Here is a 13,355-nt window from a genome sequence, read left to right on the forward strand (position 1 = left end):
CATGAAGTATAGTGAGAGATTGCCGCGCTCTGTGTCCGCCTATCTCGGAGTGAATCCGAGAAAGCACGTATGGAGTGCTCTATATCAATTTAATAATTTTATGGGTCGATGCCCTGTAGTCAATCGTAGACACGATTACTATAGTGTCTCTAACTGGGAACCGTTGGTTAAGGCTGATATCGAGCAACAACGCCGGGTATCAGCCAAGCGCAAGCGTTAACGGTTATCGATCAAAAGTTACACCGTGGACTTATACCAAGACAGAATTACTTGTGGGTAGGTTTGTCTAGGTTTTTAGAAGCGGTAGAGTCAGACCAAGCCGAAGCAATTATCTGGGCGATTTGCTGATGGGATGGGGGAAGGGCTAATTCTCCTGTTAAGCCGAGATCCAAGGGTTTAACTCGCTCATCAAGTTGAGCATCGATGCTGGGTTCGCCTAAAAGATAGCAGAGGATACGCGGGTCAATGCGGAGGGGAGATTGGGTTAAGGTTACACCGGGAGCGATTTCAATCAGTTGCCAGTATTGTAAGGGGGATTGTCGTCCCAAGACGCTTAAGCTGACGTGGGGTAAGGCGGATAGGGCTAAACTCAGGGTGGGATAATTAATCTGGGAGTCGCCACTGGCTTGACGGCAAAGTAACGGGAAATCCGGGTCGAGTTCCATGCCTACACATAGGAGAAGGATATCGCGATCGCAGACAGATAAGCCGAATTGGGTGCAGAGGATATCCAAGGCAAAGGGAGTCGCCGAGTTAGGTATTTCCGGTGGGGAAAAATCGGGGTTTGGATCAGTTGTCTGATTCTGTTTCTGGGAAATATAGCATTCAAGATGACGATAGACTCGGTTAACCGAGGTCATCAAATATTGATAATTGGCTTTGTACCAATCTATTGCTGTAGAAGTCATAGAATGGGTAGAACACCTAAAGTGGAAGTCGAATTTGCCCGATATAATTTTTATATACAGGATATAGTTTCACATCATTAATTGCAAGTTATATAATTATCAGCTTATGCAGGAAGCCCAACAGAAGAAACCTTCATTTATTCCACCCGCCCCTGCGCCCAAAGACGCTGATCAAGGGTTTGCGCCACCGCGATTTCCTGTACAGTCACACGCCAAACAACCCTCTGCTTCAGGAAAGGCGACTCGCGCTTATTCCAGTTATGACCGAGATTTGATTCAGACAAAGCTGCTGGAAGGGATGGATAGGGCGATACCCAGACAGGGGCAAGCTGAAGCCATCCAGCCCAAAGATGCCCACTGTGAAGCCGAAGATGGTGTGCAAGGTCAAGACTTGTTCCATGTTCAAGCGTATATGGGGAAAGATGCGGCGGCGGCATCTCAGAAGTTGAGGGCGGCGGCTTATAAGTAGGTGGGGACAATTAAAGTTAACGGTGGGGATCGTCATTCGTCATTCGTCATTCGTCATTTGTAAGGGTTTGAGGCTTGTTAACATAACTTCATAAGGTTGAGTTTATTTCCACCAACCTACTTACCTCTGGAAATCGGATTGCCTTTGCCAAGACTCCGAGTGTCGGATTGGCAGCCCATGAAGCTGCCCACGTTATGCAGCAACAATCAGGTCAAAGTAAGCAAAAGGAGTCACTTGTCCAATTGCAGACAGTACCCCCTGGTCCTCTTTTAGGATCAGGTTTAGCTCAAACAGAAATATCGCGCCAACAGGTAGCGGCCATCAATGCTTTCCGGCGCAACTATATGGATATGCGTGAGGCAAATTGGATTGGCGGTGATCTTTATTTCCACTGCAAGGCTAATTGTGAAACTGCTCAGGTTGGTTCTCATGGTGCGACGATGGCAGCATACTTAAGTAATTCTAGAGAGTTTATTGACCGGATTACAGGTGACCCACCCGAAGCCAGCAATGACGATCAGGAAGCTAATCGTTATGGTCGTAGAGGTGGTAGGAACAATACCGATGGATCATGTAAAGATATTTGTGAAACATTTCGTCCAGAAGGTTTGCCTGATCAATATTAAACATCATGAAAAGTAAGATTATAATAATTTCAGCTTTCCTAGTTGTAATCTTGGCTTTTATGCATTTGCCTTGGGTAAGGCATTTTTTAGCTGTAGATAAATGTCTAGATAGAGGCGGTCGTTGGAATGATAAAAGTAATGAATGTGAATCCCCGCGCTACTAGTTAACTATTGAATCCATCAGTTGTGTTTACCCGACTCCCTTTGATTTTGCGTGGAAGTCAAAGTTGTCCGATATAATTTTTATATACAGCATATAGTTTACTATAATTAATTGCAAGTTATATAGTCATCCACTTATGCAGGAAGCTCAACAGAAGAAACCTTCGTTTATTCCACCCGCCCCTGCGCCCAAAGATAGTGCTACAGGGTTTACACCACCGCGATTTCCCGTACAGTCACAAGCCAAACAACCGTCGGCTTTAGACAAAACAACTCGCGCTTATTCCAGTTATGACCGAGATTTGATTCAGGCAAAGCTGCTTGAAGGGATGGATAAGGCGATTCAAAGACAGACACAAACGGAAGCCGAAGCCATCCAGCCCCAAGATGCCCACTGTGAAGCCGAGGATGGGGTGCAACTTAAAGACGATGGGGAGTCGGTACAACAGAAATCGCCCCAAGACATTGCCGCTGATGGATTTAGGGGGACACCGAGACAATTACCGCATCTGGATAAAATCCAACAGTCCTTTGGTCAAGACTTGTCCCATGTTCAAGCGTATATGGGGCAAGATGCGGCGGCGGCATCTCAGAAATTAGGGGCGGCGGCTTATACCTCTGGAAATCGGATTGCCTTTGCTAAGACTCCAAGTGTCGGATTAGCTGCCCATGAAGCGGCGCATGTCATGCAGCAACAATCTGGGAAGGTGCAACTGAAGGATGGTTTGGGGCAGGTGGGGGATAAATATGAACAGCACGCGGATGCGGTAGCCGATGCCGTGGTAGCCGGAAAATCGGCTAAACCTTTATTAGGAGAGTATACAAAATCATCAGATCCTGCACCAGTTCCAAACAAGTCCAGTGAGGTTGTGCAGAGCAAATGCAGCAAGTGTGAAACACACAAGGACACATTACTTCAAGCCAAGGCTAATCAGAGCCAACAGAAAGAGTTTTCTGATCCTATTTCTAAAGCAACATCTATACAATATCAAGTAGACTCCGATAAGAATTCGCCTAAAGCACAGACCAAACAAAGGTCTTTGTCACCTGAGTGTCAAGAGTCACTTATAGAAGTGGGTTTTTTTCTTGGTCTGGTGCGGAGGTCACAAGCGGCTGCACCAGTACTGACCCGAAGAGCTTTAACTGCGGCAGGTGTTTCACAAGTTGATACTCCAGCGCCAGGACCCGGTGATATGGCTGCGATAGCCCTCTTTTTATGGGGACTATACGAAGCAGGAAGCAGTTTTTTCAATCCACCCGATGATTGTCCAAAGGTAGCTGAATCAGGTATAGGTTCATCAATTGAGTCATTAATTCCATCAACAGGAATTTTAAACAATAGACCCTCAACACCATCGGCTACATCAGCCCCATCACTGCCGAGTAACGAAGACTTTGCCGCTATCGCCCAGCATTTTAACGAGCATGGAGATCCTTACAACCTGTCACAGAACGTCAGGAGAATCAAGCAGTTTTTAGGGCTAACACCTGTCGATGGCAATTATGGACCGACTACTGCCAGAACCGTTTATCGGTGGCAACAGAACAATGGACTGACTCCTGATGGAGAAGTTGGAGCCAACACTTGGTCGATGATGTTTCCTTTTGTGAGTCCAACTACAGCATCCTCACCATCGGCTACATCAGCCTCATCGCTGCCGAGCGACGACGACTTTAAAATCATCGTCCGGCATTTTAACGAGAATGGACATCCTTACAACCTGTCACAGAACGTCAGGAGAATCAAGCAGTTTTTAGGGCTAACACCTGTCGATGGCAATTATGGACTGACCACTGCCAGAACCGTTTATCAGTGGCAACAGAACAATGGACTGACTGCTGACGGAGAAGTTGGACTGAACACTTGGTCGAGGATGTTCCCTGGAATTGAACCTTACCAACTAACCGAATCTACACCACCAATAGAAACCTCACTACCGGCTAGTGCTATTGAGGGACTTAGATTCCTTCTACAAAGTTTGCCTCCTGAAATCAAAGAAAAACTGGGTGGTGAGGCAAACTATTTGCCCTTAGAGAATTACTACACCCAACTTTTGGAGTACGCTCGCATACTACAGCTACTCACACCAGAACAGCTTACGAGTGTTGAAATTCTGAATTTAGATCCGCCTACTGCCATAGATCAAAATTTAGAAGAACTCAAGAAGAAGTTCGAGAAGAATTTTCAAAACCCAGCATCTGAGCCAGTATCTGAGCGACGACAACCAAGAGTAGCCACCGATGAGCAACGACGCAACCCTATGTGCGGACCCGATGTTAAGCAGGGAGTCGTCAAAGCTCTGAATTCCATGAAGGAACAATTCAGGGCATTCAATCCAGCACTGCAGGCAAGACTTTGTGGTTACTTAACCAACCCCAAATACGCCAGCAATTCGTGGGACATTATTGAATTGCACGAGTGGTCTAGACAAAAAGAACTGCCAGCCAAAGAGAGGTATAGTCTTGAGGGCGCTCCTTGCGCTACTCCATCAACAGAATGCGATAATTCAGTCGAAGTTGATGGTAAATGCTACCACTCTGGATCAGTCAACTACGTAGTTTACGGAGTAATGTTCAGACTGTGCAGGGATGCCTGGATTAATTTCAGGTTTGGAGGAATAACACTACCTCATTCACCGTTGGTAGGAGCGGCAGGAGTCTGGTATCATAAAGGGCCCTATCCACGACCGCTACATAACCCTCGTTATCTTCCTGGCGGCAATTTCCTCGGTTCTGAACTGTGGATGCTGGCTGGCTATCTGGGTTGGCCGCAATCTTTTCAGCCGCCCTCAGATAAGAGAAGGTGTCGTGTAGGATGTGGCTTCTATGGAGAAGAATCTTTTACTGTGAAATGGCAGGCTGCTCTGAATAACCAAGAACTTCCGCAACACAACCCTGCAAGACGACGAGAAATAGATGCAAGGCAACGAGATTTAGAGCAGCGACTAAATGAATCAGAGCGATGGAACGATCTTGATCAATAATGAAAAGAATAATTAACGGATTAGCAGAAATGCTCTCTCCAATTGTGGGTTTACCAGTTTTAATTTTTCACATCTGGCAATCAACCTCACGTAGTAGGGGGGAATACCAATCCAGAAACCGCGCCTCATTAAATCAATATCAGGAAGTACTCGATTGGGTCAAAACTCAGAATCTACTTCTAGATACTGCTTGTGAACTTCCATTGCCTCAGAACCTAGTCCACATTACCCAACGAGGTTCAGTTTTTGTGCTGCATACGGCTGACGATCGCTACTGCATTCTGATGAAAACTTGGATTTTTTCAGGCAGAGAAAACTTTCGGGGTACATTCTATTGCGATGAACCCTTGTCTGAGAACGATTTTCGCAATTACCCCTATGAAAATAAAAACTGCATTAGAATTGAGGGCAAATATAATTGTATCGATAAGAACGGCAAGGAAGACTACGGTCCTAACTTTAAAGAACTGTACGTAAGCCAAAACCACAACGACCAACTCTTTGAAGTTTACTATACCTTGAATTAATAATGGGACTTTTGACTTTTTACTTCCAAGGTAGCGGTACTAGCGACCAAACATAAGAGAATATTCCAGAGAAACTGCCACCCGAAAACCAATTAATCCGTCCGCTCTGCCGCTGTCTGATTCATGTTTATCCCGGTATGCCGAACGGCAACCTTTAGGATGGAGATTCCAGGCACCACCTCGCAGCACCCGATACCGAGTATCTCCCCCTAATTCCCAAACCGTTCCATCTAATGGTGCGCCTTCGTAGTTTTCATGCCAAGGGTCAGCACACCACTCCCAAACATTCCCGTGCAGATCATATAACCCAAAAGCATTGGCAAATACAAAGCTGTTAACACGGGTTATCTGTTGACGGCACTTCCCCTTTGAACCCAAAGCATAAGTTCTGTTCGCGTTGTAATTAGCCAGTAAAGGAGTAATGGTCTGACCAAAATGGAACGGTGTTGTTGTCCCAGCCCGACAAGCATATTCCCACTCCGCCTCACTCAGCAACCGATAGTTGCGCCCCGTTTTCTGGGTCAGTCGCGCACAGAACTCCACAGCCTCATACCACGAGACACCAACCACAGGTAAGTCAGCATCGTTGAGGTAGGAACGCCGCCATGGTTCGGGAAATAAGGCATGGTTGACCTGAGGTAAGGCAGCTACAGCCTGCCACTGAGCCTGAGTCACCGGAAAAATTCCGATGTAAAAAGGAGCAATGTTAACTAAGTGTTGCGGTCCCTCAAAGGGATAGTGAACTTCTTCTGTTTCTGGCGAACCCATCGAGAACCGACCACCGGGAATGTAGGTCAGTGCTAACGATACGCCTTCACCGAGTTTCTCGACAAATATCCTTGCCGATTGAACTTGGCGAGCGATTTCCTGACCCTGTGCATCCACAGAGGTGACTTTGACTCTGTATTGTCGCTCTGAGAGCGCCTGCGCGATTTCTGGCTCTGTTCGTTGCCGTAGCAGCAAGTAGGCAGCGACCTGTACATCCCAGGATTCGTCATTTAATGCTGCGATCGCTAAATCTATACCTTCAGCTCCGTAGTTTAAGACCTCTTGTAGGGCTTGAATTCTTTCTGGAACTCTAGAAATAGCGAAGCGACGTTTGACACCTTCAAGTCCTCCCATCACTGCATCCCCTATCGGGACTGAAGCGTTATCCCCCCATACACCATCGTCATCTTTTGGCTGATTGAATTGATCAGTTATTTTATCGTTACACATAACGAATAACCAAGAACAAATCCTTTACCATTGACCTGCCAACGCCGCCCGACACCGTTCGCAAATGGTGGAATGCTCGATAATTTTACCCACAAAAGGTGAATAGTTCCAGCAGCGATCGCACTTTTCGCCCTCAGCTTTGACAACCCCCACCCAGACGTGTTCTGACTGACTGTGATAATCAGCATTTTCAATCGCATCCGGTGAGTCTAACACCTCAACTTGGGAGGCTAAAAATAGATAGCGCAACTCATCTACCCCGTTACTGAGAACCGTAAACCGTTCCCCTAGAATTTTGGGTTGGGGTTGCGGTTGTACTGGCGCTGGAGGTTCGGCTTCAGGTTCCACCGTTTCGGGTTCTGGTTGGGGAGAACCTTCACCCAATACCTCTGTTTTTAGCGATCGCGCTTTCTGGACTAATTCTTGCCGATTGGGGGCGCGGAGTAAATAGCGATTGACAAACCAAGCACTGTAGCCAATCCCCACCAATTGTAAGATATCTGCTACTAAGGGGAGATATGCGATCGAATCTAATACTGTTGCGGTTACTTTTAAGGTAATCGGTATCGCTACCGCTACCCCCACCGTTAACCATACGCGCTGATTTTCGCTGAAAATCTGGCGTAGCGTCGCCAAGACAGTGGACAGAATTTGATTAACATTCCACTCTTTTGCTTCTGTCTGTGAGGACAGTATTTCTGAAGCTAATGCTGCTTCTGGTTCCTTCAGCATCAGTTCCGGTTTCGGGGTTTGCAACCACAGGCGCGGAATCCCACTGGGGTTTAATTTCCGCAACTGTTGGCGTAATTGCGTATCGGGGACATGAAGCAAGACTTTCGCTTCTAGAGAAGAACCGATCATCTTCTCTGCCCTAGCGTGTTCTAACACCTTATTCACCTCGGTGCGAATCGCCCGTAACCTTGTCCATTTTTCGACTAATTCTGGCTTTTTCCAGGTTTCATCTAACTGCACCCATCCCGACTCAAACACCGACTTATAAGGTGTGGGATAAGGCAGATATTGCCAAATATCTTCTGCGGTATGGCATAATACAGGCGCAATCGATCGAGCTAAATTTTCCAGTGCGATCGCTAATACCGTCTGACAACTGCGGCGTCGTATCGAATCCGGATGACTGATATATAGACGATCTTTCGCCACATCTAAATAAAAGTTGGACAAATCCACCACACAGAAATTCTGCACCGTTTGGAAGAAGCGGAAAAACTGATAACTCTCAAACGCTTCCGTCACCTCGCCAAACACCTCCGTCATCCGGTGCAGCATATAACGGTCTAATTCCGGTAACTGTTCATACGCCACCGCATTTTTAGCCGGGTCAAAATCATGCAGATTTCCCAATAAAAATCGCGCCGTATTGCGAATCTTGCGATAAATATCCGATAGCTGTTTCAGTATCCCTTGACCAATGGGGACATCCACCGAATAGTCCACAGACGACACCCACAGCCGCAGCATATCTGCACCATACGGCGGTTCCTGTTTATGATTCTTTCCGCCTTCAATAATCGTCGCGGGGTCTACCACATTCCCCACAGATTTACTCATTTTACGTCCTTGTTCATCCAGAACAAAGCCATGGGTTAATACTGATTTATAGGGCGCACAACCATTTGTTGCCACACTGGTAAGAATACTGGATTGGAACCAGCCCCGATGTTGATCTGACCCTTCCAGGTACATATCGACAGGGTAGGATAATTCCTCACGTTCTTGCACAACTCCCGCCCAAGAGGAACCCGAGTCAAACCAGACATCCATCGTATCGGTTCCTTTGCGGTAGGTGCGACCATTATTCCGGTAGGATTCGGGTAATAATTCCGTTACGGGCAATTCCCACCACGCATCTGACCCTTTTTCAGCAATAATCCCTTGTACGTGGGCAATCGTTTCTTCTGTCAACAGAGGTTCATTCGTCTCCTCATCATAAAAGACAGGAATCGGTACACCCCAACTCCGTTGGCGGGAGATACACCAATCCGAACGTTCCGACACCATAGCGGTAATCCGGTTTTCTCCTTGGGGAGGAATCCAATTAACCGACTGAATCGCCTTCATCACTTCTTCCCGGAAGCCATCCACTGACGCAAACCATTGTTCCGTCGCCCGGAAGATTGTTGGTTCTTTGGTGCGCCAATCGTAGGGATATTTATGGACATAGTTTTCCTCTTTGAGGAATGAACCCGCGTCTTTGAGGGCGTCAATCACCGCTGGATTCGCATTCCGCAACACATTTAACCCAGCAAAAGGTCCAGCTTCGGTGGTAAAATCTCCATTTCCATCTACGGGAGAGATAATCGGTAAATTGTAGCGCTGACCGACGATATAATCTTCTTGACCATGACCCGGTGCGGTATGAACTAATCCAGTTCCCGATTCCGTGGTAATATAATCGCCACCAATCACAATCGGACTTTCCCGGTCAAAGAGGGGATGACGATAGGTACACTGGTCTAATTCCTGTCCTTTCAGAGTGGTTTTGACGGTTAGGTCTTTATCCAGGGTTTGAGAGAGGCGTTCGACTAATTCCGCCGCCACGATTAAGTATTTAAACCCTTCGGCTTCCGTGTCTGAGTCGGCTGATTCTTCTGCGTCTGGGGATTCCTCGTCTTGAGTGGGGGCAAATCCCTTTGCTTTTGACTTACTTGACTTAGCGGATTTCTCCGCCTCTTGACTGGCTGATTTCCCTGATACTTCCACAACCGCATACGTCAGTTCGGGATTCACCGCCACGGCTAAGTTACCGGGAATTGTCCAGGGAGTGGTTGTCCAGATGGCGACACCCAAATCCACTAAATAGGGTTTCAGTCGCGCTTCCACAGATTCTGTGGCTTTGGTGAGGGGAAACGCGGCATAAAGACTGCGGGAGGTATGACCTTCCGGATATTCTAACTCCGCTTCTGCCAAGGCGGTTTGGGAACTGGGACTCCAATGAACGGGCTTCATTCCCCGATAGATATACCCTTTTAGCACCATCTGACCGAATACGCCAATTTGCGCGGCTTCGTATTCCGGGGTTAAGGTCAGGTAAGGGTTATCCCAGTCTCCCCATACACCATACCGTTGAAACCCTTGGCGCTGCTGATCAACTGTTTTCAGGGCAAAGTTTCTGGCTTTGCGCCGCAGCTTTATCGGGGTTAGGGCTTGTCTGTCTTCTGGGTCCATCGCTTGCAGGACTTTCAGTTCAATGGGTAAGCCATGGCAATCCCAGCCCGGAATGTAGCGAACTTTATGCCCTTGCAGCAGCTTATATTTATTGATGATATCTTTAAGAATTTTATTCAGGGCGTGTCCAATATGTAACGCCCCATTCGCGTAGGGGGGACCATCATGCAAGATGAAACTATCACCGGGATTCGTCTGTGACAGTCGCTGATAAATTTGTTGGTCTTGCCAAAACTTTTGCAGTTCCGGTTCCCGTTTGACCGCGTTTGCCCGCATACTAAATTGGGTTTGGGGCAGATTTACGGTGTCTTTGTAGGATTTAGCGTCTGTCACAGTTCGACCTATGGGTTAATGGTTATACGTTTGAGGGAGTCGGGATGGTTACCGATTACTCCTTTTTACATAAGCAGCTTTATCTATCCCTACATTATGGGTGAGAATTTGCCATCTTTTCAACTTTACTGGGGAGGATTTTCTGAATCTTGAGATTGTCGGGTTTTGGCGTCACCCTCACCGATTGGTTCAGCGGGGGGCGATAATGGCGATTCTGGGGCAATATCTGCGACTGGGATGTCTGGAGACTCATCCGATTCCGGTTCCGGGGATTGGTTCGCGGCGTCTACCTGTTCGGGTTCAGGCGGATTCGGGCGCATCAGGGGTTCTGAGTCAGCGGGTTGAGTCGTCTCAGTTGCTGATTCCGCTGGGGTTTCTGGGGGTTGGATGTCTGGGTTCTGAGTGAGTTCCGGTTCAGTTGTTGGTGTTTCTGCTGCTGGGGTAACGTCAACGGTTTGGGTTTCCGCTGGGGTTTCGTCGGCTGCGGCTGTTTCTTCTATACTCTGACGTGGAGTTGGGGAAGCGTCGAGTGGGGTGTCTGGCGGACTAGATTCAGGGATTTCTGGTGTAGGTGAGGTGGAAATATCCTCTGATACTGTCTGCGGTTCCTTCGTTTTAGCAGGTTTTGCCTTCCCTTTGCCTAAGAACTTATTGAAAAATCCCCTAATTCCCTGACGTTGTTTGGTTTGTTTCTGGACGGGTTTGGTGGGTGTTTCGGCTACAGGTGTCTCAGTTAACGTCTGTTCTTCTAGGGGTGTCTCGGCTGTCGGTGTCTCGGTTAACGTCTGTTCCTCTAGGGGTGTCTCGGCTACAGATGTCTCGGTTAACGTCCATTCTTCTAGGGGTGTCTGGGTTGGAGACTCGTCTGGGGCAAATTCCCCTATCGGTTCTGGCGGGGTTGTTTCCTCAGCGGGTTCCTCTACCCGTTCAGTTGGTGTTGTTTCTACTGTTTCCCTGACTTGAGTCGGTTCGGTGATATCCGCGATTACGGGTTCCTCTAGGGGTTCCTCTGGGATTTCCGCTGGGGTTTCCTCGCTTACCTCCGTGGGAGAGGCGACGGGGACATCGCTTTCTTCCGATGGCGGTTGCACTTCCTCGGTTATTTCCGTAACTGTTCCAGGGAAGGATTCGCCAATTTCCGTTTTGGCTGGGGCGATTTCCGTCTCTGGCGCGGCGGGTTCTGTCACAGGTTCCGGTTCAGTCACGACTGGGGTTGGCGTCACTGGCTGTTTACGGAACACCCGGGCGACGGGTTGAACCACTAGGTTTTTTGCCAGTTGGAACATCCCAGAACTAGCTATTTTTTCCTGAACTTGGGGCGAAATTTCGGTTTGGGCTTCAGGTAAAGCTAACTGTCGCCGCATCATCAGGGTTTGCCAGCCTAACCACCCCAACAGGGATACACTGGCGATTTGACTCAGGAGTACCGCCCCGGTAATCCGCCCTGCACATACCCACAAGACGAGGGCGTAGAAAAATCCGACGCCACTCCAGAAGAAGTCGCTTTTGCGGTGGACTTCAGGAAAAAAGAATGCTGCCATGTAATAGGCAAAGCTACCAAGACCGATAACCAACGCGAGGACGTATGGCAACATGAGGCGGATACTCCTTGAAACAGACGTTCATCATTGTAGAGGGTATAGGGTTAGAGGACCCCTTAACTCTATCCTTATTATTTTCAGCAGGTTGAGTGCGATCGCGCCAAGTCCATTGTAACGAGATGTTACAAGCTCCCGTTTATTCGCCGCGTTATCAATATGAGGGTAGGGGCAATAGTTACAAGTTCAGGTACAAGTTTGTCAAGCCGTAAGGCAACCGGGAATCTACAATCATTGGTAGTCTTGGGTAGAGAGATGGGAAAGTTTTGACCCTTCACGTCCGAAAGAAGGCATGGCGTCTCTCCTGTGTAGGGGCGGGTTTTACTACTATCGTTTCTAACCTAACCCAGATGTAACTAAACCCGCCCGTCTAGTGGACTCTAGAATTACAGAATTCACTCAGACAAGAATGGAATGAATAATAGTTAAGTTTGTAGTAGGCACTTTAGTGCCTTATAATGTCCGATGTGTCGGTATCGAAATTATGTTTTTTTAACGCAGAGGACGCAGAGGTAAACGCAGAGGTTCGCAGAGGAATTGGCAGTATTGAGGGGAATTTGTCGAGGTTGGGAGAAGTAGGTGGAAATTATATGATAGGTGGTTTATCTGTTCAATATTCTCCAAAGGTTGAGTGCGATCGCGCCAAGTCAATTGTAACGATATGTTACGAACTCTTGTTTCAATCGTCCTGTTTTCAATCCAAATCCCCAGCACAAAATTTATTAATATCGCTGACATGGGGATGGGTGTGGAGATAGTCCCGCAACCAGTCGCAACCGCGAACCAGCAAATCGTCTAACGTCTCCACCCGCCACAACCGCACCGTTCTGTCACTTGAAGCGCTAGCAATTTGCTCTCCATCGGGGCTAAACGTGACACTCCAAACCCTATCTTCATGACCGCGCAGGACGGCTAATTCGGCTCCCTTTTTATCCCACAACCTCACCGTTCTGTCACCTGAAGCGCTAGCAATTTGCTCTCCATCGGGGCTAAACGTGACACTCCAAACCCAATCTTCATGACCGCGCAGGACGGCTAATTCGGCTCCCTTTTTATCCCACAACCTCACCGTTCCGTCATCCGAAGCGCTAGCAATTTGCTCTACATCGGGGCTAAACGTGACAATCCTAACCCTATCTTGATGACCGCGCAGGACGGATAATTCGGCTCCCTATTTATCCCACAAACTCACCGATCCTTCATCCGAAGCGCAAGCAAATTGCTATCCATCTGGGCTAAACGTGACACTCCAAACCCAATCTTCAAGACCGCGCAGGACAGCTAATTCTGCTCCCTTTTTATCCCACAACCACACCGTTCTGTCAACAGAAGCGCTAGCAATTT

At 47.8% G+C, this 13,355-nt stretch carries 9 protein-coding genes and 2 pseudogenes; 5 read left to right on the forward strand and 6 right to left on the reverse strand.

Annotated elements, in window-relative coordinates; all coding sequences use genetic code 11:
- A pseudogene (locus RIC07_RS28245) lies at window positions 1-220 on the forward strand (hypothetical protein); the annotation flags it as partial.
- 46 nt (window positions 221-266) lie between these two features.
- Here RIC07_RS28245 and RIC07_RS28250 read toward each other — a convergent pair.
- On the reverse strand, window positions 267-908 hold the full coding sequence (locus RIC07_RS28250) for a hypothetical protein (protein ID WP_446397420.1): 642 nt from the start codon (window positions 906-908) through the stop codon (window positions 267-269).
- Window positions 909-1,014: 106 nt separating this feature from the next.
- Between RIC07_RS28250 and RIC07_RS28255 the strand changes: the two genes are divergently transcribed.
- The 4 genes from RIC07_RS28255 (at window position 1,015) to RIC07_RS28270 (ending at window position 5,676) form a co-directional block, all read left to right on the forward strand.
- On the forward strand, window positions 1,015-1,377 hold the full coding sequence (locus tag RIC07_RS28255; RefSeq protein ID WP_446397421.1) for a hypothetical protein: 363 nt from the start codon (window positions 1,015-1,017) through the stop codon (window positions 1,375-1,377).
- Window positions 1,378-1,544: 167 nt separating this feature from the next.
- Window positions 1,545-2,003 (forward strand): hypothetical protein, encoded by a 459-nt coding sequence (locus RIC07_RS28260; RefSeq protein WP_446397422.1) that lies wholly within the window; start codon window positions 1,545-1,547, stop codon window positions 2,001-2,003.
- A 299-nt stretch (window positions 2,004-2,302) separates the two neighbouring features.
- On the forward strand, window positions 2,303-5,149 hold the full coding sequence (locus tag RIC07_RS28265) for a peptidoglycan-binding protein (protein ID WP_446397423.1): 2,847 nt from the start codon (window positions 2,303-2,305) through the stop codon (window positions 5,147-5,149).
- Window positions 5,149-5,676 (forward strand): hypothetical protein, encoded by a 528-nt coding sequence (locus tag RIC07_RS28270; protein ID WP_446397424.1) that lies wholly within the window; start codon window positions 5,149-5,151, stop codon window positions 5,674-5,676. The genes RIC07_RS28265 and RIC07_RS28270 overlap by 1 nt, the downstream gene beginning before the upstream one ends.
- 39 nt (window positions 5,677-5,715) lie before the next feature.
- Here the strand turns inward: RIC07_RS28270 and RIC07_RS28275 are convergent, their stop codons facing one another.
- The 5 genes and pseudogenes from RIC07_RS28275 to RIC07_RS28295 form a co-directional block, all read right to left on the reverse strand.
- Window positions 5,716-6,894, reverse strand: a complete 1,179-nt coding sequence (locus RIC07_RS28275) for an SUMF1/EgtB/PvdO family nonheme iron enzyme (protein WP_446397425.1) — start codon at window positions 6,892-6,894, stop codon at window positions 5,716-5,718.
- Window positions 6,895-6,918: 24 nt separating this feature from the next.
- Window positions 6,919-10,413, reverse strand: a complete 3,495-nt coding sequence (gene ileS, locus RIC07_RS28280; RefSeq protein ID WP_446397426.1) for an isoleucine--tRNA ligase — start codon at window positions 10,411-10,413, stop codon at window positions 6,919-6,921.
- 125 nt (window positions 10,414-10,538) lie between these two features.
- A complete protein-coding gene (locus RIC07_RS28285) occupies window positions 10,539-12,008 on the reverse strand; it encodes a Ycf66 family protein (RefSeq protein ID WP_446397427.1) in 1,470 nt (489 codons plus the stop codon).
- Window positions 12,009-12,705: 697 nt separating this feature from the next.
- Window positions 12,706-13,074: a WD40 repeat domain-containing protein gene (locus RIC07_RS28290; protein ID WP_446397428.1), complete on the reverse strand. Its 369-nt coding sequence runs from the start codon at window positions 13,072-13,074 to the stop codon at window positions 12,706-12,708.
- Window positions 13,075-13,077: 3 nt separating this feature from the next.
- A pseudogene (locus RIC07_RS28295) lies at window positions 13,078-13,164 on the reverse strand (WD40 repeat domain-containing protein); the annotation flags it as partial.
- Window positions 13,165-13,355 lie beyond the last annotated feature (191 nt).

This window comes from Coleofasciculus sp. E1-EBD-02 (genome assembly GCF_040218245.1).
Lineage (GTDB): Bacteria > Cyanobacteriota > Cyanobacteriia > Cyanobacteriales > Coleofasciculaceae > Coleofasciculus.